A 25,859-nucleotide genomic window follows, 5' to 3' on the forward strand; every position below is an offset into this window, starting at 1 on the left:
TCGTGTGACGATCGTAGGCCTGTGTTGACGGCTCGAATGCCAGGACGGTGGTAGTGTGCGCGCCTCCCTCATCCAGATCGCAGTAGACCCGGACGAACCGGTCGTTTCGCGCCGCGCGCGGGTGGCCGAGCTGGTGCGCGCGGAGCGCGGCGCCGCGGACCTGGTGGTCCTGCCGGAGCTGTGGCCGACGGGCGCGTTCGCGTACGAGTCCTTCGCGGCGGAGTCGGAACCGCTGCGCGGCCCCACGTACGAGGCGATGGCGGAGGCCGCGCGGGACGCGGGGGTCTGGCTGCACGCGGGATCGATCGTGGAGGCGGAGGGCGGCGCGCTCTACAACACCTCGCTCGTCCTCTCCCCGGCCGGTGACCTGGTGGCGCGGTACCGCAAGATCCACCGCTTCGGCTTCGACAAGGGCGAGGCCGTGATGATGGCGGCGGGCGAGGACCTGGTGACGTTCGCCCTGCCGGACCTCACGGTCGGCGTGGGCACCTGCTACGACCTGCGCTTCCCGGAGCTGTTCCGCGCCCTCGTGGACGCGGGCGCCCAGGCCTTCGTCGTCCCGGCGGGCTGGCCGGCCCGCCGCCGCGCCCACTGGACGGTCCTCGCGCGGGCGCGGGCGGTGGAGAACCAGGCGTACATGCTGGCCTGCGGCACGGCCGGCACCCACGCGGGCGTGGAACAGGCGGGCCACTCGATCGTGGTGGACCCGTGGGGCGAGGTCCTGGCGGAGGCGGGCGCGGGGGAGGAGATCCTGCGCGTGCAGCTGGACCCGGCGAAGGTGACGACGACGAGGGAGCAGTTCCCGGCCCTGAAGGACAGGGTGCTGTAGAACCGGATGCTGTAGGACGGAGCCTGTGTCGGGGGCCTACCCCTCGCGCTCCCGCTCGGCCATCCGGATCACGCACACGGCGACCGCGATGAGCAGCGAGGCGTCGGTGTCCTCGCGGACGACGTTCACGGCGTACGTGTCACGGACGCGGAACCACTGCCGGGAGATGTGGGCGAGGAGCTCGCCGTCGTACTCGACGGTGAACTCCCGGTCCAGGATCCGCCCGCTGACGTCCAGTTCGGTCCCTTCGACGAGGGTGACCCGGTAGTGGTTGCGGAGCAGCGAGAGCCGCTTCCTGCGGATGGTGGCGAGCGGCTCGTCGTCCCGCTCGATCGTCATCGCGTCCCGCAGGCTGAACATCTTCTGCCGCAAGGTGACCAGCACTTGCCCGAGCGGATCCTTCAGCTCCAGCGTGTCACGCAGCCGCAGGGCCTTGCCGTCGACGAGGAAGGCGTGGCGGCCCTGCTCGTCCTCGATCCAGTAGTCGTCGCCGATCGCGAAGATTTTGTCCCGTACGAGATATTTCATGCCGGTACCGCTTCCCCGCGGGGTGGCGGTTCACTCCCCGGCGAGGCGAGGCGACGCACCGGAGCGGTGGCTGCCCGAGGCATCGACTACGTGGATCCCGCCGACCCGCCGGGAGAGGTCGCTTTTATTGCTTGTCGCCTCGCCGACACGAGCCTCTAACGTGGCCGCATGAGCGACATATGGGTGGGCGAGAAGGTGCGTTTGCGGGGTGTCGAGGTGGAGGACTGGGAGGGCTTTCGAGAGCTTGCCCGGCACACCGTCGACATGCGCAACGCGGACGTCGTCGAGCCGCCGCGGTCGGACGAGGGCTTCCGGGCCTGGACGGCTGAGCGGGCCGGGCGGGCCCCGGGGGGCGCGGCCTTCCGGCTGGTCGTCGAGACCCTGGCCGACCGGGCCTTCGCGGGCTCTGTGACGGTCGGGGACACCGACCGCCGCGCGGGGCGCTTCAAGGTGGGGATCGAGATCACCCGCGAGCAGCGCGGCCGCGGGTACGCGGCGGAGGCCACCGAGCTGGTCCTCACCTACATGTTCGCGGAACAGCGCTACAACAAGTGCGAGGTCGAGATCTACGCCTTCAACGACGCCTCCCTAGCCCTCCACCGCAAGCTCGGCTTCGTCGAGGAAGGCCGGCTCCGCCAGCACGAATTCTTCGCGGGCGCCTACCACGACGTCGTCCTGCTGGGCATCACCGCCGACGAACACTGGGCCACCCACCCCCGCCCGTCGGTGCGCTGACCTTCTCGTACGGCCGTGACGGGCCGTTCACGATCGGGTGGCAAGCTTGAAGCATGAACGATGCCGCCCCGGCGCCCACCCCCGCGCCCGAGCCCCGACGACGTGCCCGTGTCCGTGCCCCCGAGCTGATCGGTCGAGGGGGGTGGATCAACACCGGTGGCAAGGAGCTGAACCTCGCCGACTTCCGAGGTCGGATTCTGATCTTGGATTTTTGGACCTTCTGCTGCATCAACTGCCTGCACGTCCTCGACGAGCTCCGGGATCTGGAGGAGAAGCACCGCGACACGGTGGTGATCGTCGGCGTGCACTCACCGAAGTTCGTGCACGAGGCCGACCACAGGGCCGTCGTCGACGCCGTCGAGCGGTACGAGGTGCACCACCCCGTTCTCGACGACCCCGAGCTCGCGACCTGGAAGCAGTACGCCGTACGGGCCTGGCCGACGCTCGTCGTCATCGATCCCGAGGGGTACGTCGTCGCCCAGCACGCGGGTGAGGGGCACGCCGACGCGATCCGTAGGCTCGTCGAGGAGCTGGAGGCCGAGCACGAGGCCAAGGGGACGCTGCGGCGCGGGGACGGGCCGTACGTGCCGCCGGAGCCCGTCGCGACCGACCTGCGCTTCCCGGGCAAGGCCGTCCTCCTCGCGGACGGGAACTTCCTGGTCTCCGACACCACCCGTCACCAGCTCGTGGAGCTCGCCGCCGACGGGGAGACCGTGGTGCGGCGGATCGGGGAGGGCGAGTTCCGGGAGCCGCAGGGGCTCGCGCTGCTCCCCGACGGCAAGGCCGTCGTCGCCGACACCGTCCATCACGCTCTGCGTACGTACGACCCCGCGACCGGCCTGATCGAGCGGATCGCCGGCACCGGGAAGCAGTGGTGGCAGGGGTCGCCGACCTCCGGCCCGGCCCTCGACGTGGACCTCTCCTCGCCGTGGGACGTGGCCTGGTGGCAGGGCAAGGTGTGGATCGCGATGGCCGGTGTCCACCAGCTGTGGACGTACGACCCCGAGACGGGGACCGTGCAGGTCGCGGCCGGTACGACCAACGAGGGGCTCGTCGACGGGCCCGCCGCCGAGGCCTGGTTCGCGCAGCCCTCCGGGCTCACGGCCACCGAGGACCGGCTGTGGATCGCCGACTCCGAGACCAGCGCCCTGCGCTGGATCGACACCGACGGCGTCGTCCACACCGCCGTCGGCACCGGGCTCTTCGACTTCGGCCACCGCGACGGCGCCGCCGACCAGGCGCTGCTCCAGCACCCGCTCGGTGTGACCGCCCTCCCCGACGGGTCCGTCGCGATCTCCGACACGTACAACCACGCCCTGCGCCGCTTCGACCCGGAGACCGGTGAGGTGACGACGCTCGCGACCGATCTGCGCGAGCCGAGCGACGCCGTCCTCGTCGGGGACGAGATCGTGGTCGTCGAGTCGGCGCGGCACCGGCTGACCCGGCTGCGGCTGCCCGAGGAGGCGGTCCAGGTCGAGGCGGTCGCCCACCGTACGCAGCGCGAGGCCACCGAGGTCGCGCCGGGCCGCCTCCGGCTCGACGTGGTCTTCCAGGCGCCGAAGGGCCAGAAGCTCGACGAGCGCTACGGCCCGTCCACCCGGCTCCTCGTCTCCTCGACCCCGCCGGAGCTGCTGCTCGGCGGCGAGGGCACGGGTACCGACCTCTTCCGGGAGCTCGACCTCAATCCGGAGATCACGGAGGGCGTCCTGCACGTCTCGGCGATGGCCGCGTCCTGCGACGACGACCCGGCCAACGAGTACCCCGCCTGCCATGTCCATCAGCAGGACTGGGGCGTTCCTGTGAAGGTGACGGACGGTTCTGCCACCCGCCTGCCCCTGATCCTCGCCGGCATGGACGCGTAAGCCCCTGCCACGCCTAGCGTACGAATCCCTGGTTCTTGGACGGCACGCCCGCCGCGCCGTCCAAGCATCCGGAGACCCAGGCGGCCGGGTCGTGCACCGCCCGGTCGCCGCCCATCCCCATGCGCTCCATGGCCGCGCACTCGCCGGTCAGCAGGGCTTGGGTGCGCTCCCCCGTCATGTCCGCCTTCCGGATCCGGACGGCCTGCAGATAGCCGCCCTCGTAGGCGATGTCGGTGCCCCAGGGCGGGCGTTCGTTGTACGTGGCGATGGCGTAGCCCGCCACGGTCGTGCCGATCAGCACGGCCGCGGCGACGCAGGCGATGAACTTCCCCCGGGGCGGGCCCTCATGACGAACCAGATGATCCAGACGCTCCATGAGTCCGACGGTGTCAGGAGCGACCTTTCCCGGATGTTTCGCGCGGCGCCGAACACGGAGACCGCACGCAAACCCGTGCCCCGCGTCTCAGTAGCGGCGGTCGCTCCGATCCTCCTCCACCACGGTGGAGTTGGCCGGAGGGACGACGAGCCGTCGCCGCCGGGCGATGCTGGTGAAGGTTGCCAGACCGATGAGACCGACCACCATCATGATCAGTCCCACCAGGTCGAGGTTGACGCCGTCGAGCTCCCAGTCCGTGGCGAACGTGAGGATCGCGCCCGCGGCGATGAGGATGATGCAGCCTCCCAGGCCCATGAATCCCGCCTCCTAGTGGGGTAGTTGGGATCGGGTACCCGGGATCGGGCGCGTCATCCCTCCAGGAAGGCCACCAGGGCGTTCGCCAGGAGGTACGGGTCGTCGGCGCCGCAGAGTTCGCGGGCGCTGTGCATCGAGAGGCAGGCGACGCCGATGTCGACCGTGCTGATGCCGTGGCGGGCCGCCGTGATCGGGCCGATCGTCGTGCCGCACGGCATGTCGTTGTTGGAGACGAAGGACTGCCACGGCACGCCCGCCTTCTCGCAGGCCGCCGCGAACACCGCGCGCCCGCTGCCGTCCGTGGCGTACCGCTGGTTGACGTTCACCTTGAGGATCGGGCCGCCGTTGGGGCGCGGGTGGTGCGTCGGGTCGTGGCGCTCCGCGTAGTTGGGGTGGACCGCGTGGCCGACGTCGGAGGAGAGGCAGATGGAGGCCGCGAAGGCGCGGGCGCGGTCCTCGTAGGCGCCGCCGCGGGCGTAGACGGAGCGCTCCAGGACGTTGCCGAGGAGGGGGCCCTGGGCGCCGGTGTCGGCCTCGGAGCCGTTCTCCTCGTGGTCGAAGGCGGCGAGGACCGGGATGTACGGGAGGTCCGCGCGGCCCGCGACGGCGGCCAGGGCGGCGACGCCCGCGTGGACCGAGATCAGGTTGTCCATGCGCGGCCCGGCGACGAGTTCGCGGTCGCGGCCCAGGTAGGAGGGGGCCTCGATGGCGTGGACCATGAGGTCCCAGCCGCTGACGTCCTCGGCGTCGACGCCCGCCTCCTCGGCCACGAAGCGGATCAGGTCGCCCTCGTGGACCTCGCCGAGGCCCCAGATGGGCTGCATGTGGCGCTGCCGCTCCAGCTTGAGGCCGTCGTTGGCCTGGCGGTCGAGGTGGATGGCGAGCTGCGGGACGCGCAGCACGGCGCGGTCCACGTTCACGAGGTGGTGGCTGCCGTCCCGCAGGGTGAGCCGGCCCGCGAGGCCGAGGTCGCGGTCGAGCCAGGTGTTGAGCAGCGTCCCGCCGTAGATCTCGACCGCGACCTGGCGCCAGCCCCGCGCGCCCATGTCGGGCTGCGGCTTCACGCGCAGGTTGGGGGAGTCGGTGTGGGCGCCGACGATCCGGTACGGGGTGTGGGGGGACGCGCCCTCCGGTACGTACCAGGCGATGAGCGCGCCGCCGCGGATCACGTACTTGCCGCCGGTCGTCCCGTCCCAGGCGGCGGTCTCCTCGACCTGGCGGAAGCCGGCCTTCTCCAGCCGCCCGGCGGCGTTGGCCACGGCGTGGTACGGCGACGGGGAAGCCGCCAGGAACGTCATGAGGTCGTCGGTGTGGCCGCGGTCGAAGCGGGCGGTGCTCGTCATGGGTTCACCTTACGCACGCCCCGGAATACGGCGCCGGGGCCCCGATGGACGGAACGGTTCCCTCCTGTCGGTGGGCCGATTCCGGTGGCCTGTCGGAGGGTCGTTCCGGTGGCTTGCAGGGGCTCGTCACGGTGGCCTGTCGAGGGGTGCCTCCGCGGCTCACCGAGCGACTCGCCCTCCCGAAGCAGAACGGCCCGCTCCCCTCCCCGGGAGCGAGCCGTTCCTCGTTGGACGGGGGCGCGTGGTTAGAACGCGGCCTCGTCCAGGTCCATCAGCGAGCCGTCGACGGCCTCGGCGAGCGCGCGCTCGGCGCCCACGCCCGGCAGGACGTTCGCGGCGAAGAACTTCGCGGCCGCGATCTTGCCCGCGTAGAAGGCCTGGTCCTTGGCGGAGGCGCCCGCGGCCAGCTTCTCGGCGGCGACGGCCGCGCCCTTCAGGAGCAGGTAGCCGACGACGACGTCGCCGGAGGCCATCAGCAGGCGCGTGGTGTTGAGGCCCACCTTGTAGATGTTCTTGACGTCCTCGCCGGTCGCGGTGAGGTCGGTGAGCATCTTGCCGACGATGCCCTCCAGGTCCACGGCCGCCTTGGCGAGCGCGTCGCGGGCGCCGGCCAGCTCCTCGCCGCCCGTGCCGACCGCGAGGAACTTCTTGATCTCCTCGGCCAGCGTGTTCAGGGACGCGCCCTGGTCGCGGACGATCTTGCGGAAGAAGAAGTCCTGGCCCTGGATGGCCGTGGTGCCCTCGTAGAGGGTGTCGATCTTGGCGTCCCGGATGTACTGCTCGATCGGGTACTCCTGCAGGAAGCCGGAGCCGCCGAAGGTCTGCAGCGACTGCGCGAGCTGCTCGTAGCCCTTCTCGGAGCCGTAGCCCTTCACGATCGGCAGCAGCAGGTCGTTCAGGCCGTGCAGCGCCTTCGCGTCCCCGCCCGCGGCCTCCTCGATCTGGATCGCGTCCTGCACGGCGGCCGTGTAGAGGACGAGCGAGCGCATGCCCTCGGCGTAGGCCTTCTGCGTCATCAGCGAGCGGCGGACGTCCGGGTGGTGCGTGATGGTGACCTTGGGGGCGGCCTTGTCCATGAAGTTCGCCAGGTCGGTGCCCTGGACGCGCTCCTTGGCGTACTCCAGGGCGTTGAGGTAGCCCGTGGAGAGGGTGGAGATCGCCTTCGTGCCGACCATCATGCGGGCGAACTCGATGATGAGGAACATCTGGCGGATGCCGTCGTGCTTGTCGCCGATCAGCCAGCCCTTGGCGGGGTGCTGGTCGCCGAAGGTCATCTCGCACGTGTTGGAGGCCTTGAGGCCCATCTTGTGCTCGACGTTCGTCGCGTACGCGCCGTTGCGCTCGCCCAGCTCGCCGGTCTCCCAGTCGAAGAGGAACTTCGGCACGAGGAAGAGGGAGAGGCCCTTGGTGCCGGGGCCCGCACCCTCGGGGCGGGCGAGGACGTAGTGGAGGATGTTCTCCGACATGTCGTGCTCACCGGACGTGATGAACCGCTTCACGCCCTCGATGTGCCAGGAGCCGTCCTCCTGCTGGACCGCCTTCGTGCGGCCGGCGCCGACGTCCGAGCCCGCGTCGGGCTCGGTGAGGACCATGGTGGAGCCCCACTGCTTCTCGACGGCGATCTGCGCGATCTTCTTCTGCGCTTCGTTGCCCTCGTTGTGCAGGATGCCGGCGAAGGCCGGGCCGGAGGAGTACATCCACACGGCCGGGTTCGCGCCGAGGATCAGCTCCGCGTAGGCCCAGATCAGGGAGCGCGGGGAGGTGGTGCCGCCGATCTCCTCGGGAATGCCCAGGCGCCAGTACTCGGAGTCCATGAAGGCCTGGTACGACTTTTTGAAGCTCGCCGGGACGGGCGCGGTGTTGGTCTCGGGGTCGAAGACCGGGGGGTTGCGGTCGGCGTCCGCGAAGGACTCGGCCAGCTCGTTCTCGGAGAGGCGGGTCAGCTCCTCCAGGACGCTCTTGGCGGTCTCGACGTCCATCTCCTCGAACGGACCGGTGCCGTACACCTTGTCGCGACCGAGGACCTCGAAGAGGTTGAACTCGATGTCGCGGAGATTCGACTTGTAGTGCCCCATGGCGACGGCTCCGTAAGGATCGGGGAGGCAGGTTCCTCGTACACGTACCAGCGAGTAGCAAATGCTCTCTCCGATGATGCTACCCGCCGGTAATAAGAAGCAACCCCTATCCGGTCATCTGTGACGACAATCGCTACGGTCGCCCACTCGCTAGGCTGTGCGCCATGTACGGCTACGAGCAGAATCCGGGTGCCCAGCAGCAGTACGCCCCGCCGCCGCAGCAGCCGATGGCGGGCGGGATGCCGGGCATGCAGGGCGGGATGCAGGGGGGCATGCAGGGCGGGTACGGCCAGCAGCCGCCGCTCTATCCCGAGCCGTCCCCGCCCTCCCTCGCCGACGCCGTACGTGCCTTCACGACCGGGTCCCTGGCGGCCGAGGACTTCCAGCAGATCTTCGCGACCTCGAAGGTCTACTGCCCCCGCGGCGACAACCCCGGCTTCCTGGCCCTGCACAACACCCAGCAGCCGGTCATCCCCATGTTCACGTCACTCAAGGAGCTGCGGCGGTACGCGGGCAAGGAGTCGAAGTACTTCGTCATCACCGGTGCCGAGGTGATCGACCTGCTGCCGACCGGCTACGGCTTCGTCCTCGACATGGAGGGCGACCACCGCATGGTCTTCGACGCCAAGGCCGTGGAGCAGATGGTCGACTTCGCGATGCGCCGGATGTACGGCTGACCCATCCTCGAAGTGTGGAGAGCGCCCGGGAGGAATTCCTCCCGGGCGTTCCGCGTTCCGGGTGGCAGGAAGTTCATTGTTCAACTAAACTGGTCGCACAAGGAGGTCCCGCCATGCCCGCTGTGACTGTCGAGAACCCGCTCGCCCTGCCGCGCGTCGCCGCCCCGGCCGACGCCGTCTCCCGCCCCGTGCTCGCCGTGACCACGGCCCCGTCCGGCTTCGAGGGCGAGGGTTTCCCGGTGCGCCGCGCGTTCGCCGGGATCAACTACCAGTACCTCGACCCGTTCATCATGATGGACCAGATGGGAGAGGTGGAGTACGCCCCCGGTGAGCCCAAGGGCACCCCGTGGCACCCCCACCGCGGCTTCGAGACGGTCACGTACATCATCGACGGGATCTTCGACCACCAGGACTCCAACGGCGGTGGCGGCACCATCACCAACGGCGACACCCAGTGGATGACCGCCGGCTCCGGCCTGCTCCACATCGAGGCCCCGCCGGAGTCCCTCGTCCTCAGCGGCGGACTCTTCCACGGCCTCCAGCTGTGGGTGAACCTGCCGGCCTCCGACAAGATGATGGCCCCGCGCTACCAGGACATCCGCGGCGGCCAGGTGCAGCTGCTGACCTCCCCCGACGGCGGCGCGCTGCTCCGCGTCATCGCGGGCGAGCTCGACGGCCACGCCGGCCCCGGCATCACCCACACCCCCATCACCATGATCCACGCGACCGTACGGCCGGGTGCGGAGGTGACCCTGCCGTGGCGCGAGGACTTCAACGGCCTCGTCTACGTCCTCGCCGGGCGCGGCACCGTGGGCGCGGAGCGCAGGCCGGTCCACATGGGCCAGACCGCCGTCTTCGGCCAGGGCGGCGCGCTCACCGTGCGCGCGGACGAGAAGCAGGACGGGCACACGCCCGACCTGGAGGTCGTCGTCCTCGGCGGACAGCCGATCCGCGAGCCGATGGCGCACTACGGCCCGTTCGTCATGAACACCCAGGCCGAACTCCGCCAGGCCTTCGAGGACTTCCAGGCGGGCCGCCTCGGCACGATCCCGGCGGTGCACGGGATGGGCGAAGGCGGACTGTAGGGCCCTTCGGCGGACACGAGGGCCGAGCCTCCCGAGGCTCGGCCCTACCGACCGCGCTCAATCGGGCTTCACGGGACTCGACTTGCGCATCGTCTCGAACAGGCCCAGCGCGGCGAGCACGCCGCCGACGCACATCAGGACCACGCCGACCTTCGTCAGCGTGACGACGGGGGTCTCCACCCCGTCCGTGAACAACCGCAGGGACAGGCCGACAGCGAAGGTGACGACACCTTCCAGCAGTTTCTTCGACGCCTGCTTCATGTGCGGACACTCTCCTTCGAGAACGTGCGCCAGTGCTCCGCGCACCGTCTACGGGTCTTCATTCAGCCTAGGAACGGAGCGGGGATCCGCCCTCCTCCCGCGGGACGAGCCGGACTACACCGTTCGACGGACCGGCATCCGGCATCCGGGTCCCGGGTCCCGGCATCCGGGTCCCGGTAGGTATCCGGGTCCCGGTATCCCGTCCCCGAAACCAGTACCCGTCCTGACGGTGCGTCACTCGTCCGGCCCGTAGCGCAGGACGACGCGCCGAGGGGCGTGGTCCGGTGGACGGGTGCAGACGCAGGGCCCGCAGAGGCCCCTCCTTCCCGACGCCGCCCGGCGGACCGCCGCCTGGTGCGCCGTGCTGCTGCTCGTCGCCGGGGTCGCCGCCGTCGGGATCTGGCTGTGCGTCGTGTTCCAGACGGCCGTCACGCCCGTCCTGCTCGCGATCCTCGGCACCGCGCTCCTCGGGCCCCTCTACCGGCGCCTGCTGCGGATGAAGGTGCAGAAGTCGCTCGCCGCCGGGCTCACGGTCCTCGCCGTGCTCGGCTTCGTCGGCGGCGCCACCTACATCGTGGTCCTCGCGCTCATCGAGACCGGCGACCAGATCATCGCCTCGCTGCGGCAGGCCGCCCTCGACATCGCCGACCATCTGGGCGCCGCCGGGACCTCGATCGACGACCTCGCCAAGAACGCGAAGTCGCTGCTGCAGAAGTTCGGCGGGACCGCCGCCTCCGGGGTGCTCACCGGGCTCAGCGTCGTGGGCCAGGTCGTCGCCATGGCCGTCCTCGCCCTGCTGCTGATCTTCTTCTTCCTCCGCGACTCCGACCGGGCGGCCGGCGTCCTGCGCTCGCTCGCGCCCGAGTCGACCGGCGACACGCTGGAGGCCATGGGCCGCCGGGCCTTCGAGGCCGTCGAGGGCTTCATGCGCGGGACGACCATCGTCGCCCTCGTCGACGCCGTCCTCATCACCATCGGGCTGCTGGTCCTGCGGGTCCCCGGGGCCGTGGGCCTCGGCGCGCTCGTCTTCGTTACGGCCTACATCCCGTACCTCGGCGCCTTCCTCTCCGGGGCCGTCGCCGTCCTCGTCGCGCTCGCCGACCGGGGCTTCGTCATCGCGCTCTGGGTCCTGGGCGTGGTCCTCGCCGTCCAGGTCATCGAGGGGAACGTCCTCCAGCCCGCGATCCAGAGCCGTACCGTCCAGATGCACCCGGCCGTCGTCATGCTCGCCATCACGGCCGGGGCGTCCGTCGCCGGGATCCTGGGCATGCTCCTCGCCGTCCCCGTCACGGCCGCCGCCTTCGGGGTGATCGGCGAGCTGCGCGACCGCTACGGGACGGCCGGGACGGCCGGGGCGCAGGAGGCGGCAGCCCCCGACTGACGCGGGTCGGGGCCGTGGCTCGGTCGGGACGTGAGGGCGGACAGGTCAGGTCGCCGCCGGCATGCCGCCCGGTTCGAAGGACGCCAGCATCTGCTCCAGGGCCGCCTGGTCGGGGCCCACGAACGGGTCCACGTCCGGCGCCATCATGATCGTGTCGATCATCAGGTCCGTCATCCGTACGGCCGGCGGCAGATGCGTGCTGAGCACGATCTCCGGGTTCATCTCCCGTAGCGGATCGACCGTCGCCCGGTACTTCGCCGCGTCCACGATGTGCACCCACGGGCTGTCCACGCTCGCCCACAGCAGCTGCGTCTGCCGCAGCTCCTCCGGCTTGAGGTCGTTCGCGTGGCCGCTCTCGGCCAGTTCGGCGGTCGGCATCGGCCCGCCGAAGCAGTCGGAGCTGAAGCAGATCCGGGTCTTCTCGTCGTAGAAGCCGACGGTCGCCGGGTTGTCGAAGAGCGGCGGCCGGAAGGCGTCGAGCGTGCGGTCACCGACGTCCATGGACTGGCCGGGGTTGAGGAAATAGACGCGGTCCATCGGCAGCGGGCGCTCGGTGGTCATGATCCCGGCGCCGATGAAGGTGGTCACGACCTTCGCCTGCGGCGCGGCGACCAGCAGGTCGAAGATGCCGCCGGTGTGGTCGCGGTCGGGGTGCGTGAGCCAGATCCAGCGGACGTCGGCGGGGTCGATGACCGAGCCAAGGGCGTTGACGAAGTCGCGGTCGGCCAGCGAGAGCCCGGTGTCGACGACGACGGGTTCCTTGGCCTTGAGGACGTAGGCGTTGGCGGGAATGTGGCCGATCCCCGGTGCTTCGAGGCTGTCGGCCAGGACGGTGGTGTCGCTTCCGACCTTGTGGGTGTCCATGGCGTACTCCGTGGTCCCCCCGGCGGCGGCGCTCGTACGACACCAGTCTCCTCCGCGGCCGTACACCCCGCGCGCGCTGTGCGCGCCCCCGCGCCCCGGCGTCCGTCCCGGCGCCCCCGCGCCCCGCGCCTCCCGTACTACGCTCCCGCGCTCCCGCGCCCCCGTGCGACGCCTCAGGCCCCCGTGGCAGCCCCGTCGTCGGACGGCGGCTCGTTCAGCTCGAACCAGATCGACTTGCCCTCGCCCTGCGGGTCCACGCCCCACGCGTGCGCCAGCATCTCCATCAGGACCAGACCGCGCCCCGACGAGGCCATCTCCCCCGGGTGCCGCTTGTGAGGCAGCTCGTCGCTGGCGTCGGCGACCTCCACCCGCAGCCGGCGCCGGGAGCCGTTGGAGCAGGTCACCTCGGCGATGAGGAGCGCGTCGCCGTCCGTGTGGATGAGGACGTTGGTGACCATCTCGGAGACCATCAGGACCGCCGAGTCGACCTGGTCCTCGTCGACCCAGTCGTGCAGCAGCTGCCGCATGTGCTGGCGGGCGGCGGCGATCCGCTCCGGTTCGGCCTGCGCGACGGTCATCATCGTGCGGCGCGGGGCCTGGCGGGCGGTCGGGCCCTGGCGGGAGAGGAGCAGGACGGCGATGTCGTCCTCGCGGCGGTCGGCGAGCGGCCCGGTGGTGTAGTGCGAGCCGGGGCCGTGGACGGCCTCCACGAGGCTGTCGGCGAGCTCCTCCAGGGATTCGCCGTCGTGCCCTTCGAGCAGGGCCCGGATGCGTTCCCAGCCGGTGTCGAGGTCGTGTCCGCCGGTCTCCAGGAGCCCGTCGGTGCACATCATCAGGGTCTCGCCGGGCTCCAGGGTGAACCGGGTCGTCGGATAGTCGGTGTCCGGGTCGATGCCGAGGGGCAGCCCGCCGGCCGTGGGGCGCAGAAGAACCGTTCCGTCGGTCATCCGGACCGCCGGGTCGGGGTGCCCGGCCCGCGCGATGTCCACGACACCGGTGACCGGGTCGATCTCCAGGTACAGGCAGGTCGCGAAGCGCGGCCCGCCGCCCAGGACGCCCCCGTCACCGTTCGCACCCGCGCCCTCGTCGCCACGACTCCCCGGGGTGTCCCCGTCGTGCCCGTTCTCCGGGGTGTCCCCGTTGGTGATCCCGTACAGGAACCGGGAGGCGCGGGAGAGGACGGCGTCCGGCCGGTGGCCCTCGGAGGCGTACGCGCGCAGGGCGATCCGCAGCTGGCCCATCAGCCCGGCGGCGCGCACGTCGTGGCCCTGGACGTCGCCGATGACGAGCGCGATGCGGCCACCCGGCAGCTGGATCATGTCGTACCAGTCGCCGCCGACCTGGAGCCCGCCGCCGGTCGGCACGTACCGGGCGGCGATGTGCAGGCCCGGGATGCCGGGGCCGATGACGGGCATCATCGTCCGCTGGAGGCCGAGCGACAGTTCGCGCTCGGACTCGGCGACGCCCGCCCGGGCGAGGGCCTGGGCGAGCATCCGGGCGACGGTCGTGAGGACGGAGCGCTCGTCGGGGGTGAAGGCGACGGGGTGCTTGAAGGCGGCCATCCAGGCGCCCATGGTGCGGCCCGCGACGATCAGCGGGAGGTACGCCCAGGACTGTCTGCCGAAACGTTGCGCCAGGGGCCAGGTCACCGGGAAGCGCCGCAGGTACTCGTCCGGCGTCGGCAGATAGATCGCCCGCCCGGTCCGTACGACCTCGGCCGCCGGGTAGTCGGTGTCCACCGACATCGAGGTGAAGGGGCCCTCGTCGCCCACGTTGTGCCCGTGGTGGCCGATGATCGTCAGCCGCTCGCCGGCGACCCCGAAGACGGCGAGCCCGTCCGGCGAGAAGCCCGGCATGGAGAGGGAGGCGGCGACCCGCAGCACCTCGGCGGTCGACCGGGCCTCGGCGAGCGCCCGGCCCGCGTCGAGCAGGAAGGCCTCGCGGGAGCGCCGCCAGTCGCCGGTGATGGGCGTACGGGCGGCGGTGCCGGGCTGCGGTTCGGCGACCTCCTGGAGGGTGCCGACGAGCTGGTAGTCGGCGCCCTCCAGGAGCGGCTTGGACCTGCTCCGTACGGTACGGATCACCCGTCCGTGGCCGTCCATGATCCGCAGCCGGGCCTCGGCGAGGGTCCCTTCGGCGACGGCGAGGTTCACGACCCCGTCGATCTCGTTCCAGTCGACGGGATGAAACCGGGAGCGTACGGCCGCCTCGGTGAGCTGGACCGGTTCGGCGGGCAGCCCGAGCAGCCGGGCCGCCTCGGCGTCGAGGGTGACGATCCCGGATGCGTTGTCCCAGCGCCACAGGCCGGTCGCGATCGCGGCCAGGACATCCTCGGTGCGCATTGCCCCACTTTATGAATATCGGACAGAAGGTCGCCACCGAGCGTATTCGAAATGCGATCTTGGGTCTCCCGGTAGGCTTGGCCGGGTCTGCCGTCTCGGCGGCGCACACGCTGCCGTCCCGACGGCACGCCCCTTCTGTTCCCGTAGATCACGAAGACTGGATGAACGACGATGCATCGGTACAGGTCCCACACCTGCGGCGAGCTCCGCGCCTCTGACGTCGGCACCGACGTCCGGCTGAGCGGCTGGCTGCACAATCGGCGCGACCTGGGCGGCATCCTCTTCATCGATCTGCGCGACCACTACGGCATCACGCAGCTCGTCGCCCGGCCGGGCACGGCCGCGGCGGAGGTGCTCGACAAGCTGACGAAGGAGACCGTCGTCCGCGTGGACGGCAAGGTCGTCTCGCGCGGCGCGGAGAACATCAACCCGGAGCTTCCGACCGGCGAGATCGAGATCGAGGCCGCCGAGGTCGAGGTCCTGGGCGCGGCCAAGCAGCTCCCCTTCACCGTCAACACGGACGACGGCGTGAACGAGGAGCGGCGCCTGGAGTACCGCTTCCTCGACCTGCGCCGCGAGCGCATGCACCGCAACATCATGCTGCGCTCGGCCGTCATCGCCTCCATCCGTTCGAAGATGGTGGCCCTCGGCTTCAACGAGATGGCGACGCCGATCCTCGCCGCGACCTCCCCCGAGGGCGCCCGCGACTTCGTCGTCCCGTCCCGCCTGAACCCGGGCAAGTTCTACGCGCTGCCGCAGGCGCCGCAGCAGTTCAAGCAGCTGCTGATGATCTCCGGCTTCGACCGCTACTTCCAGATCGCGCCGTGCTTCCGCGACGAGGACGCCCGCGCGGACCGCTCGCCGGGCGAGTTCTACCAGCTCGACGTCGAGATGAGCTTCGTCGAGCAGGAGGACGTCTTCCAGCCGATCGAGAAGCTCATGACGGAGATCTTCGAGGAGTTCGGCGGGGGCCGTCACGTCACCTCCCCCTTCCCTCGCATCCCCTTCCGCGAGTCGATGCTGAAGTACGGCAACGACAAGCCGGACCTGCGCACGGCCCTGGAGCTCGTCGACATCTCGGACGTCTTCGAGGCGTCGGAGTTCAAGGCCTTCGCGGGCAAGCACGTCCGCGCCCTGGCCGTCCCGAACACGGGCGACCAGCCGCGCAAGTTCTTCGACTCCCTGGGCGACTTCGCGGTCTCCCTCGGCGCGAAGGGCCTGGCGTGGGTGCGCGTCGGCGAGGGCAACGCCCTCACCGGCCCGATCGCCAAGTTCCTCACCGAGGAGAACATCAAGGTCCTCACCGAGCGCCTCGGCCTGGAGCCGGGCCACGCGATCTTCTTCGGCGCGGGCGAGTTCGACGAGGTCTCCAAGATCATGGGCCCGGTCCGGGTCGAGGCCGCGAAGCGCGCGGGCCAGTTCGAGGAGAACGTCTTCCGCTTCGCGTGGATCGTGGACTTCCCGATGTACGAGCGGGACGAGGAGACCGGCAAGATCGACTTCTCGCACAACCCGTTCTCGATGCCGCAGGGCGGCCTTGAGGCCCTGGAGACCCAGGACCCGCTGGACGTCCTCGGCTGGCAGTACGACATCGTCTGCAACGGCATCGAGCTCTCCTCGGGCGCGATCCGGAACCACGAGCCCGAGATCATGTTCAAGGCCTTCGAGATCGCGGGCTACTCCCGCGAGACGGTCGAGCACGAGTTCGCGGGCATGCTCCGCGCCTTCGAGTACGGTGCCCCGCCGCACGGCGGCATCGCCCCGGGCGTGGACCGCATCGTGATGCTCCTGGCCGACGAGCCGAACATCCGCGAGACGATCGCCTTCCCGCTGAACGGCAACGCCCAGGACCTCCTGATGGGCGCCCCGACGGAACTCGACGAGTCCCGCCTGCGCGAGCTGCACATCCAGCTCCGCAAGCCGGTCGAGTCGAAGGTCGTCGAAACCCCCGCCACCACCGACCGCCCGATCACGGACGCGGTCCACCCGGACGCGGCGCGGTAGTAAGCAGCCGTCCCTCGGACGAGTGAAGGCCCGGGATCCTCGGATCCCGGGCCTTCGGCATATGCCACGGTGCCGGAAGGTGAACCGAGTTCCGTCGAATCGGCCATGTTCGCAAGGGAGTTGGTGACTTCCCTGACGTACCGTTGAAGCAACGTTCGGCAACCGGGGGGTGCGATGAGCGACGTGGTGACGCCCGCAGACGACGAGGACGGCGCCGGGGGCGCGGGGGGTCGTAGAAGCAGCAGGACCAGGAAGGCGGCCGAGCTGGCCGCTGTTGTCTCAGCGGTGACCGCGCTGGCGGCCCTGGTGTTCGGGCTGTTGGGGGTGATCGGCTCCGGTGGCGCCGCGGGTGAGGGGCGCGGTGCCGGATCCGGGCAGTCGACCGGGCAGACCGGGGAGGCCGCGCCGCCGGCCGAGAGCCCGTCGGCCAGTGCGACCGGGGTCCGGCCCAGCGACACGTCCGACTCCTCGGCATCGCCCTCGCCCGGAAGCCCCTCGCCCCGCCCCTCGTCCTCCCCGCCCTCCGCACCTCCGCCGGTGCCACGAGGCTGGCACGTCGTCAGGGCGAAGGCGCTCAGCCTTGAGGTCGCCGTACCCAACGGCTGGAAGCTCGACGAGGACAGCGCGCTGCAGTCCACCTGGGTCTCTCCCGACAACCGCTACGTGATCGGCGTGAAGCGGGACAGCACCAACGGGCACAGCGCCCAGTCGGCGGCCATCGGTCAACTCGCCTGGTACCGGAAGACGGCGGAGTCGAAGATGGAGGCCCTGAAGGCCACGACCCACCCGGACCGACAGGGCGGGAAGCCCGCGGTACGGATGGAGATGGACTACCACTGGCCGGCGGGGGCCATCCCCTGCCACCGGACCGAGATCTTCGTCGCGGGCGAGGGCGGCCAGGTCTACCAACTCCACGTCAACGACCAGCAGTACGACGCCAAGCCCTCGGCCCTGCCGCAGCTGCTCGCCACGGCTCGGGCGCACTTCCGCACGGACCTCACAGCCTGAGGACTCCTGCCCGAACATGTGGGCCTGTCGAGCCTCGAAGTCATCAAGTTCGACGACGGCACGGCGATCGGACGGTCGTCCGCCGTGTCCGGTGGGCGACCGGTCACCGACCTGCGGAGCACCTCGCCCCCGTGACCCACACGTGTGAACGGGGTTCGATGAAGCTCTTCGGCAGGGGCTGTCACACCTCTCGGCCGGGCTCCGTCAGTGCTGTGTCCGGCTCGGTCGAGGCGGATACGGGAGAGGCTGAAGGAGCCGTCGAGATGTTCGCCGAGATGACCACCACCGCCATCGTCGTCACCGCCCTCGCCGCGTTCATGGCCGGGTTCTCCGGCGCCTCGGTCTTCCTCCGGGCGACGTTCGTCGTCGAGCCTCTCGCCGACTACGGCGTGCCGCGGGCCTGGTGGAACTGGCTCGGGGCCGCCAAGCTCGCCGGTGCCCTGGGGCTCCTCGTCGGGTTCTTCGTGCCCGTGATCGGGACCCTCGCCGCGATCGGGCTGGTCCTGTACTTCGCCGGTGCCGTGATCACCGTGCTCCGCGCCCGCTCGTACGGCCACGTGCCCTTCCCGCTGGTCTACATGGCGCCCGCCGTCGCCGTCCTCGTGATCGTCTGACCTGTCCGCACGGCGAAGGCCGCCACCCCCGAGCGGGGTGGCGGCCTTCGCCGTGAGACGTGCGGACGTCAGTCCTTCTTCGGGTCCTCCAGGCGGGGGAAGAGGACCGCGCCCTTCGTCACCGTCGTGCCCGCCGGGAGCTGGCCCCACTCGCCGGCCGACTGGACCGGCTGGGAGGGCAGGGCGCCCAGGGCGGCGTCCGCGCCCAGGGAGTCCCAGAGCTTCTGGGAGGTCTCCGGCATGATCGCGTTCAGGAGGACCGCGACGCCGCGCAGGGACTCGGCCGCCGTGTAGAGGATCGTCGCCAGACGGGCGCGGCCCGCCTCGGACTCGTCCTTGGCGACCTTCCACGGCTCCTGCTCCGTGATGTAGCCGTTGACCTGCTTCACGAAGTCGAAGATCGCCAGGATGCCGCCCTGGAAGTCCAGCTCCTCGCCGATCTTCAGGTCGGCCGTCGCGACGGCCTTCGCCAGGCCCTCGTGGATCGCCTTCTCCGCGTCACCGTCGGCCGTCGCGGCCGGCAGGGCGCCGTCGAAGTACTTGCCGACCATCGCCGCGACCCGGGACGCCAGGTTGCCGTAGTCGTTCGCCAGCTCGCTCGTGTAGCGGGCGGTGAAGTCCTCCCACGAGAACGAGCCGTCGCTGCCGAAGGCGATCGCGCGCAGGAAGTACCAGCGGTACGCGTCCACGCCGAAGTGCGAGGTCAGGTCCTGCGGCTTGATGCCCGTCAGGTTCGACTTCGACATCTTCTCGCCGCCGACCATCAGCCAGCCGTTCGCCGCCACCCGGCCCGGGACCGGAAGCCCCTGCGCCATCAGCATCGCCGGCCAGATCACCGCGTGGAAGCGCAGGATGTCCTTGCCGACCAGGTGCACGTTGGCCGGGAAGGTCTCCGCGAACTTCTCCGGGTTCTCGTTGTAGCCGACCGCCGTCGCGTAGTTCAGGAGCGCGTCGACCCACACGTAGATGACGTGCTTCTCGTCCCACGGCACCGGGACGCCCCAGTCGAACGTCGAGCGCGAGATCGACAGGTCCTGCAGGCCCTGCTTGACGAAGTTCACGACCTCGTTGCGCGCCGACTCCGGCTGGATGAAGCCCGGGTTCGCCTCGTAGAACTCCAGCAGCTTCGGGCCGTACTCGCTCAGCTTGAAGAAGTAGTTCTCCTCCTTGAGGATCTCCACCGGCTTCTTGTGGATCGGGCACAGCTTCGTGCCGTCCTCGGCCTCGATGAGATCGCCCGGGAGCTTGTACTCCTCACAGCCCACGCAGTACGGGCCTTCGTACCCGCCCTTGTAGATCTCGCCCTTGTCGTACAGGTCCTGCACGAACTCCTGGACGCGATCCGTGTGCCGCTTCTCCGTCGTACGGATGAAGTCGTCGTTCGCGATGTTCAGGTGCTCCCAGAGGGGCTTCCACGCCTCCTCGACGAGCTTGTCGCACCAGGCCTGGGGCGTGACGTTGTTCGCCTCGGCCGTGCGCATGATCTTCTGACCGTGCTCGTCCGTGCCGGTGAGGTACCACACCTTCTCGCCGCGCTGACGGTGCCAGCGCGTGAGCACGTCGCCTGCGACGGTCGTGTAGGCGTGGCCCAGGTGAGGAGCGTCGTTGACGTAGTAGATGGGGGTCGAGACGTAGAACGCCTTCGCCCCCTGCTTCTCGGATCCAGTGGCCGCCATGGTCGAAATCCTAACGGGCAGTTCAAGATCCACTCACATCGATAAGGGTCGACGACCGAGGGGTGGGACGGGGCGGGAGCGCGGAGACGTCCGCGAAACGTTGTCCGGCGTAGAAAGAGCCGTGGCCGTCAGCAGCGAGGAAGAGATCATGCGCGTACTTGTCGCCGAGGACGAGGAGGTCCTCGCGGAGCTCCTCGCCACCGGGCTGCGGCGGGCCGGCTTCGCCGTCGACACCGTCTACAGCGGCGACGCCGCCCTCGCCTACCTGGGCCTGCACGACTACGACGTCGTCGTCCTCGACCGCGACCTGCCCCGCGTCCACGGCGACGACGTGGCCCGCGCGCTCGTCGGCCGCTCCGCCCGGACCCGGATCCTGATGCTGACGGCTTCCGCCTCGACGGAGGACCGGGTGGAAGGGCTCGACCTCGGCGCCGACGACTACCTCGGCAAGCCCTTCGAGTTCCCCGAGCTCGTGTCCCGGGTGCGCGCCCTGCGGCGGCGCAGCGCCCGGCCCGTACCGCCGAGGCTCGCGCGGGCGGGCGTGGAGATGGACACCGTACGGCGTGACGTGACGCGGGACGGGCGGGCGCTCGACCTGTCCCCGAAGGAGTTCTCCGTCCTGCAGATCCTCCTTGAGGCGGACGGGGCGACGGTCTCGGCCGAGGAGCTCCTGGAACGGGCCTGGGACGCCCACACCGACCCCTTCACGGGCGCGGTACGGGTCTGCATGAGCAAACTGCGCGGGAAGCTCGGCGAGCCGGCGCTGATCCGGACGGTGCAGGGAGTGGGGTACGCGCTGTGACGACGGGGATGTCAGGGACGTCGGGGACGTCAGGGATGTCAGGACTGCCAGCCGGATCGCTGGGTGCCGGGTCCACCATCCGGACGCGGATCGCGCTCGTCTACGGGGGCGTCTTCCTCGTCCTCGGCGGCTGCCTCCTCACCGTGGTGAACCTGCTGTCCCGCGCCGGTACGGAGGGCGAGGCGGAGGCGATCGCGGCGCGGGTGCGGGTGGTCGCGCCGTTCGAGACCGTCACCGCGTACCGGCTCAGCGACGACGTCAGCCGGGCCGCCGGCGAGCAGATGCTCATGTGGTCCTGCATGGCCCTCGTCGCCATGGCGTTCTGCGCCGTCGCCGTGGGGTGGTGGACGGCCGGGCGGGTGCTGCGGCCCGTGCACGAGATGACGGCCCGGGCGCGGCGGCTCTCGGAGCGGAACCTCCACGAGAGGATCGCGGCGAGCGGTCCCGACGACGAGCTGAAGGAGCTCGGCGACACGATCGACGCGCTGCTCGGTCGGCTCGAGGCCGCGTTCGACAGCCAGCGGCGGTTCATCGCGAACGCCTCGCACGAGCTGCGGACCCCGCTCGCCACCCAGCGCGCCGCGATCCAGATCGGCCTCGACGACACGAACGAGGTCAAGCAGGTCCTCCTGGACAGCAACCGACGCAGCGAGCGCCTCATCGAGGGGCTGCTGATGCTGGCCCGCAGCGAGCGCGGGCTGGAGCAGCGGGAGGACGTGGAGCTGGGGGCGGTGGTCGAGGAGGAGTGCGAGACGTACGGGGTGGAGTACGGCGGCCCCGGTGGCGGGGGTGTCGTGCTCGGGAGTCGCGTCCTGCTCGGGCAGCTCGTACGGAACCTCGTCGCGAACGCGGTCGCCTACAACGTCCCCGGCGGATCGGTGGACGTGCGCGTGGACGCCGGCGTGCTGACCGTCGCCAACACGGGGCCGGTGGTCGCGGCAGCCGATGTGCCGGGGCTCTTCGAGCCGTTCCGGCGGGGCGAGGGGCGCGACCGGATGGGGCCGGGGGCGGGGCTCGGCCTGTCGATCGTGCGGTCGATCGCGTCGGCGCACGGAGGGACGGTGGGCGCGGTGGCCCGAGGGGAGGCGGAGGGCGGGGGCCTGGTGGTGACGGTGACGTTGCCGATCACCGTCACCACCGGGCCAGCCGTCGGTTCCGGTCAGGCCTCCCAGGTGGAGAGCAGCCCGCGGTAGAAGTCGGCGTGGGCGGTCTCCGAGGGGGTCCCCCCGGCGAGGTAGTGGCCGGTGCGGGGGGCGGTGAGCTTACGGACGAAGTCGAACGCCTTGTTGTCCTCCTCGCCCCACGCGACGAACTGCCAGTGGATCGGGCGCTCGGCGGCCTCGGCGAGCGCCTGGGTGGCGGCCGTCTTGGACTCGGGGGCGCCGTCCGTCTGGAAGACGACGAGGGCGGGGCGGGTGGGGTCGGCCTTCTCGTGGTGGGCGAGGACCTCTTCGACGGCGCGGTGGTAGTTCGTACGGCCGAGGCGGCCGAGGCCCGCGTTGATCTCGTCGATGCGGCCGTCGATGCCGGCGGGGCGGAGTTCGGCGGTGCCGTCGATGTCGGTGGAGAAGAAGACGGCGGTGACGGCGGCGTCCTCGGTGAGGTGCGCGGCGAGGGCCACGGTCTGCTCGGCGATCCGCTGGACGGACCCGTCCTTGAAGTACCCGCGCATCGAGCCGGACCGGTCGACCACCAGGTACACGGCGGCCCGAGCATCGATCAGCCCGCGCTCCTTGAGCACCTCCTCGGCGGCCGCGTACGCCTCACCGAGCTGAGGCGCGTCGGCCAGGGGCGAGGGGGTGGCGGCCGGGACGGCAGCCGGTGCGGGTTCCGGCGTGGGGGTGGGTGCGGGTTCCGGCGCAGGGGTGGGTTCCGCGGCAGCCTCGGGCTCGGCCTCGGCGACTACGGGCTCCGGCTCCGGCTCCGGCTCGGGCTCGGTCACGACGGGCTCCGGCTCCGGCTCGGCCTCGGCCACGACGGGCTCGGGCTCTTCGGCGACCTCGGGCTCGGCTTCGGCCACGACGGGCTCGGGCTCGACCTCGGCTACGACCGGCTCGGGCTCCTCGGCCACGACGGCCTCCGGCTCGACCTCTGCCACGACGGCCTCGGGCTCCTCCGCCACGACCGGCTCCGGCTCGACCTCGGCCACGACGGCCTCGGGCTCTTCAGCGACCTCCGGCTCGGCCTCCGCCACGACCGGCTCGGCCTCCGGGACGACGGCCTCGGCCTCCGCCTCCGGCTCAGCCTCAGCCACCACGGCCTCCGGCTCCGCCTCAGCCACCACGGCCTCCGGCTCCGCCTCAGCCACGACCGGATCAGCCTCAGCCTCCGCAGTCACAGGCGAAGTCGCCGTCCGTGCAGCCGGGACCTTCGGGTTGTCGAAGGCGGCCGCCACCAGGTCGTCCGCGGCGCGCTTGGCGTCGTCCTGCTCCAGGGCCGACGCCGCGGGCGCCGACGAAGCCGGTGTCGAAGCCGTCGCCGAAGCGGTCGAGACCGTCGCAACAGCCTCCACAGGCTCCGCAGCAGCAGCTGCAGTAGCCGCCGCCGGCGTCGTCGCCTCCTCCTCCCGCTCCCGTGAGGCCGGGGCCCCCTGGGCCGGGACGGAGGTTGCCGGGGAATCAGCGTGCTGTTCCGCACGATCGCGTCCGAACACCTTGCGCAGCAAGCTCCGAATGCCCATGGGCGAGGCCTTTCGCATGAGTTGAGTGCGGTGAATGTCCGTACTGGCAGGAATCATCCCTGGCCAGGGCGGACACGTAAGGTTAGCGGCCCCGGGTGTGTCGCCTTCGGTGGCCCATAATCGACCCTCCCCGGCTCCCGCGCGGCTCGCGCCACGCCCGCGAAGAGCCTCCGAACGAACCTCCGTTCCTGCCCATTCATGCAGCGTTCACTTCAGCGCCGCCCCCGTGCAGATGTGTGCACATAACGTCACCGCCGGACCAATTCCCGACACGATGTCGGGGCCAAGGGGCGGCGCGAACGCGCCGGAGGAGGACCAAGTGCGCAAACTGCTGCCGCTGCTGAGCACCAACCCGCACGGAGGCGGCCGTTCCGCCCTCACCTGCCGGTTCCGCTGTGGTGACGCCTGCTTCCACGAGGTGCCCAACACCAGCGACAACGAGTACGTCGGCGACGTCATAGCCGGCGTCCTCTCCCGCCGTTCCATGATGCGCACCGCCGCCGTCGTGACCGTCGCCGCCGCCGCGGGCGGCGCCGTCCTCGGCTCCGGCAGCACGCCCGCCGTCGCCGCCGGTGCCGCCGACGACGCCGCCTCGGCCGTCGCCAAGGGCCGCCGCCCCGTCGCCGACGGTGCCCGCGGTCTCCGCTTCACGCCCGTCGCGCCCAACACCGCCGACAAGGTCACCGTCCCCACCGGCTACGACCAGAACGTCGTCATCCGCTGGGGCGAGCCCATCCTCCGCGGCGCCCCGGCCTTCGACGCGAACAAGCAGACCGCCGCCGCGCAGGCCGGTCAGTTCGGCTACAACAACGACTTCCTGAGCCTCCTCCCCCTCCCCGGGGAGCGGGACCGTCAGCTCCTGGTCGCCAACCACGAGTACACCGACGAAATCCTGATGTTCAAGGCGTACGACGCCGAGAACCCGACCCGCGAGCAGGTCGAGATCGCCTGGGCCGCCCACGGTCTCTCCGTCGTCGTGGTCCAGGAGGAGCGTCGCTCCGGCAAGCTCACGCCCGTCACCCGACACGCGCTCAACCGCCGTCTCCACACCACCAGCGAGTTCGAGCTGACCGGCCCGGCCGCCGGCTCCGCGCTCCTGAAGACCTCCGTCGACCCGACCGGTCGCAAGGTCCTCGGCACCCTCAACAACTGCGCCGGCGGCACCACCCCCTGGGGCACCACGCTGCACGGCGAGGAGAACTTCAACCAGTACTTCGCCAACGGCTCCAGCGCCACCGACAAGCGCTACGGCGTCGGCACCGGTGCCTCCGAGCGCAAGTGGGAGCGGTTCGACAAGCGCTTCGACCTCAAGCAGGAGCCCAACGAGGTCCACCGCCAGGGCTGGGTCGTCGAGCTCGACCCGTACGACCCCCGGTCGACCCCCAAGAAGCGCACCGCGCTCGGCCGCTTCAAGCACGAGGCCGCGCAGCCCCGCCTCACCGAGGACGGCCGCCCGGTCGTCTACATGGGCGACGACGAGCGCTTCGACTACTTCTACAAGTTCGTCTCCTCGAAGCGGATGATGAAGGGCAACTCGCGGGCGGCCCGCGAGCACAACCTCACCCTCCTCGACGAGGGCACCCTGTACGTCGCCAAGCTGACCGGCGACAGCCCGGCCGCCCAGATCGACGGCACCGGCAAGCACCCGTCCGACGGCGAGTTCGACGGCTCCGGCGTCTGGATCCCGCTGGCCACCGGCAACGTCTCGCACGTCGAGGGCATGACCGCCGAGGAGGTGTACGTCTTCACCCGCCTCGCCGGTGACAAGGTCGGCGCCACCAAGATGGACCGCCCCGAGGACGTCGAGCCCTCCCCGCGCACCGGCCGCGTCTACGTGGCGCTGACCAACAACACCAACCGCGGCAAGGGCACCAACCCGGGCGCCGACGAGGCCAACCCGCGCAACCTGAACAAGCACGGCCAGATCCTGGAGCTCGCCGAGAACTTCGACGACCCGGCGGGCGACGGCTTCGCCTGGCGGCTCTTCCTCGTCGCCGGCGACCCGAACGACCCGGCCACGTACTTCGCGGGCTACCCGAAGGACAAGGTCTCCCCGATCTCCTGCCCGGACAACGTCGCGTTCGACCCGCACGGCAACCTGTGGATCTCCACCGACGGTGCCCAGCTCGGCTCGCACGACGGCCTGTTCGGCGTCGCCACGCAGGGCGAGCGGCGCGGCGAGCTCAAGCAGTTCCTGACCGTCCCCAAGGGCGCCGAGACCTGCGGTCCGATCATCCAGGACCGCCGCGTCATCGTCGCCGTCCAGCACCCGGGCGAGCTCGACGGCGCGTCCGTCGAGAACCCGAAGTCGGAGTGGCCCGACGGACCGGGCAAGATCGTCCGCCCGTCGGTCGTCTCCGTCTGGCGCCGCGACGGCCGCGACATCGGCGTCTGAGTCACGG

Annotated in this window: 22 protein-coding genes; 12 read left to right on the plus strand and 10 right to left on the minus strand. The window is 70.8% G+C overall.

All coding sequences use genetic code 11. The annotated features are described in order from the left end of the window. Nucleotides 1-55 precede the first annotated feature (55 nt). Nucleotides 56-829 carry a carbon-nitrogen family hydrolase gene (locus ACGFYP_RS08980; protein WP_393488178.1) on the plus strand — a complete coding sequence of 258 codons (774 nt, stop codon included), beginning with the start codon at nucleotides 56-58 and terminating at the stop codon, nucleotides 827-829. A 36-nt stretch (nucleotides 830-865) separates the two neighbouring features. Here ACGFYP_RS08980 and ACGFYP_RS08985 read toward each other — a convergent pair whose 3' ends face one another. Then, nucleotides 866-1,357, minus strand: coding sequence for an LURP-one-related/scramblase family protein (locus ACGFYP_RS08985; RefSeq protein ID WP_393488181.1), 492 nt, complete (start codon nucleotides 1,355-1,357; stop codon nucleotides 866-868). A 168-nt stretch (nucleotides 1,358-1,525) separates the two neighbouring features. Here ACGFYP_RS08985 and ACGFYP_RS08990 point away from each other — a divergent pair, with 168 nt between their 5' ends. Then, nucleotides 1,526-2,092 (plus strand): GNAT family N-acetyltransferase, encoded by a 567-nt coding sequence (locus ACGFYP_RS08990; RefSeq protein ID WP_393488184.1) that lies wholly within the window; start codon nucleotides 1,526-1,528, stop codon nucleotides 2,090-2,092. Between the two features lie 53 nt (nucleotides 2,093-2,145). Continuing rightward, nucleotides 2,146-3,954, plus strand: coding sequence for an NHL domain-containing thioredoxin family protein (locus tag ACGFYP_RS08995; protein ID WP_393488187.1), 1,809 nt, complete (start codon nucleotides 2,146-2,148; stop codon nucleotides 3,952-3,954). A 13-nt stretch (nucleotides 3,955-3,967) separates the two neighbouring features. On the opposite strand, the gene ACGFYP_RS09000 is transcribed toward ACGFYP_RS08995, so the two are convergent. The 4 genes from ACGFYP_RS09000 to ACGFYP_RS09015 form a co-directional block, all read right to left on the minus strand. After that, the gene (locus ACGFYP_RS09000; RefSeq protein WP_393488189.1) at nucleotides 3,968-4,330 is read right to left on the minus strand and encodes a hypothetical protein; all 363 of its coding nucleotides are present in this window, start codon (nucleotides 4,328-4,330) and stop codon (nucleotides 3,968-3,970) included. A gap of 87 nt (nucleotides 4,331-4,417) precedes the next feature. Further along, nucleotides 4,418-4,645 carry a DUF6458 family protein gene (locus ACGFYP_RS09005; protein ID WP_361959967.1) on the minus strand — a complete coding sequence of 76 codons (228 nt, stop codon included), beginning with the start codon at nucleotides 4,643-4,645 and terminating at the stop codon, nucleotides 4,418-4,420. 53 nt (nucleotides 4,646-4,698) lie between these two features. Further along, the gene (locus tag ACGFYP_RS09010; protein WP_361959964.1) at nucleotides 4,699-5,988 is read right to left on the minus strand and encodes a M18 family aminopeptidase; all 1,290 of its coding nucleotides are present in this window, start codon (nucleotides 5,986-5,988) and stop codon (nucleotides 4,699-4,701) included. A gap of 245 nt (nucleotides 5,989-6,233) precedes the next feature. Beyond that, complete coding sequence (locus tag ACGFYP_RS09015; RefSeq protein WP_393488193.1) at nucleotides 6,234-8,063, minus strand: acyl-CoA dehydrogenase; 1,830 nt, start codon at nucleotides 8,061-8,063, stop codon at nucleotides 6,234-6,236. Nucleotides 8,064-8,227: 164 nt separating this feature from the next. Between ACGFYP_RS09015 and ACGFYP_RS09020 the strand changes: the two genes are divergently transcribed. After that, entirely contained in the window at nucleotides 8,228-8,740 is a 513-nt protein-coding gene (locus ACGFYP_RS09020) for an SseB family protein (RefSeq protein WP_361959958.1), read from the plus strand. A 113-nt stretch (nucleotides 8,741-8,853) separates the two neighbouring features. Beyond that, entirely contained in the window at nucleotides 8,854-9,825 is a 972-nt protein-coding gene (locus tag ACGFYP_RS09025; RefSeq protein WP_361959955.1) for a pirin family protein, read from the plus strand. 57 nt (nucleotides 9,826-9,882) lie between these two features. On the opposite strand, the gene ACGFYP_RS09030 is transcribed toward ACGFYP_RS09025, so the two are convergent. After that, entirely contained in the window at nucleotides 9,883-10,086 is a 204-nt protein-coding gene (locus tag ACGFYP_RS09030) for a DUF5708 family protein (protein ID WP_393488198.1), read from the minus strand. A 292-nt stretch (nucleotides 10,087-10,378) separates the two neighbouring features. Between ACGFYP_RS09030 and ACGFYP_RS09035 the strand changes: the two genes are divergently transcribed. Then, entirely contained in the window at nucleotides 10,379-11,467 is a 1,089-nt protein-coding gene (locus tag ACGFYP_RS09035) for an AI-2E family transporter (RefSeq protein WP_393488200.1), read from the plus strand. Nucleotides 11,468-11,512: 45 nt separating this feature from the next. Here ACGFYP_RS09035 and ACGFYP_RS09040 read toward each other — a convergent pair whose 3' ends face one another. Together ACGFYP_RS09040 and ACGFYP_RS09045 are read right to left on the minus strand one after the other, a co-directional pair. Continuing rightward, nucleotides 11,513-12,331 carry an MBL fold metallo-hydrolase gene (locus ACGFYP_RS09040; RefSeq protein WP_393488202.1) on the minus strand — a complete coding sequence of 273 codons (819 nt, stop codon included), beginning with the start codon at nucleotides 12,329-12,331 and terminating at the stop codon, nucleotides 11,513-11,515. Between the two features lie 173 nt (nucleotides 12,332-12,504). After that, nucleotides 12,505-14,673, minus strand: coding sequence for a SpoIIE family protein phosphatase (locus ACGFYP_RS09045; protein ID WP_393488204.1), 2,169 nt, complete (start codon nucleotides 14,671-14,673; stop codon nucleotides 12,505-12,507). Between the two features lie 171 nt (nucleotides 14,674-14,844). Here ACGFYP_RS09045 and aspS point away from each other — a divergent pair, with 171 nt between their 5' ends. The 3 genes from aspS (at nucleotide 14,845) to ACGFYP_RS09060 (ending at nucleotide 18,299) form a co-directional block, all read left to right on the plus strand. Further along, entirely contained in the window at nucleotides 14,845-16,677 is a 1,833-nt protein-coding gene (gene aspS / locus ACGFYP_RS09050; RefSeq protein ID WP_393488206.1) for an aspartate--tRNA ligase, read from the plus strand. Between the two features lie 183 nt (nucleotides 16,678-16,860). Beyond that, entirely contained in the window at nucleotides 16,861-17,685 is an 825-nt protein-coding gene (locus ACGFYP_RS09055) for a hypothetical protein (RefSeq protein WP_393488208.1), read from the plus strand. 263 nt (nucleotides 17,686-17,948) lie between these two features. Further along, complete coding sequence (locus tag ACGFYP_RS09060) at nucleotides 17,949-18,299, plus strand: DoxX family protein (protein ID WP_393488210.1); 351 nt, start codon at nucleotides 17,949-17,951, stop codon at nucleotides 18,297-18,299. Between the two features lie 68 nt (nucleotides 18,300-18,367). Here the strand turns inward: ACGFYP_RS09060 and metG are convergent, their stop codons facing one another. Next, nucleotides 18,368-19,975, minus strand: a complete 1,608-nt coding sequence (gene metG, locus ACGFYP_RS09065; protein ID WP_393488212.1) for a methionine--tRNA ligase — start codon at nucleotides 19,973-19,975, stop codon at nucleotides 18,368-18,370. Nucleotides 19,976-20,123: 148 nt separating this feature from the next. Here metG and ACGFYP_RS09070 point away from each other — a divergent pair, with 148 nt between their 5' ends. Next, complete coding sequence (locus tag ACGFYP_RS09070) at nucleotides 20,124-20,777, plus strand: response regulator transcription factor (protein WP_393488214.1); 654 nt, start codon at nucleotides 20,124-20,126, stop codon at nucleotides 20,775-20,777. Between the two features lie 35 nt (nucleotides 20,778-20,812). Then, nucleotides 20,813-21,970 carry a sensor histidine kinase gene (locus ACGFYP_RS09075; protein WP_393488216.1) on the plus strand — a complete coding sequence of 386 codons (1,158 nt, stop codon included), beginning with the start codon at nucleotides 20,813-20,815 and terminating at the stop codon, nucleotides 21,968-21,970. Here ACGFYP_RS09075 and ACGFYP_RS09080 read toward each other — a convergent pair. Beyond that, a complete protein-coding gene (locus tag ACGFYP_RS09080; protein ID WP_393488219.1) occupies nucleotides 21,937-23,289 on the minus strand; it encodes a VWA domain-containing protein in 1,353 nt (450 codons plus the stop codon). The two genes, ACGFYP_RS09075 and ACGFYP_RS09080, sit on opposite strands and share 34 nt — an antisense overlap. Before the next feature lie 487 nt (nucleotides 23,290-23,776). Here ACGFYP_RS09080 and ACGFYP_RS09085 point away from each other — a divergent pair, with 487 nt between their 5' ends. Beyond that, entirely contained in the window at nucleotides 23,777-25,852 is a 2,076-nt protein-coding gene (locus ACGFYP_RS09085; protein ID WP_393488221.1) for a PhoX family protein, read from the plus strand. Nucleotides 25,853-25,859 lie beyond the last annotated feature (7 nt).

This window comes from Streptomyces sp. NPDC048370 (genome assembly GCF_043200825.1).
In the GTDB taxonomy this organism is placed as follows: Bacteria; Actinomycetota; Actinomycetes; order Streptomycetales; family Streptomycetaceae; genus Streptomyces.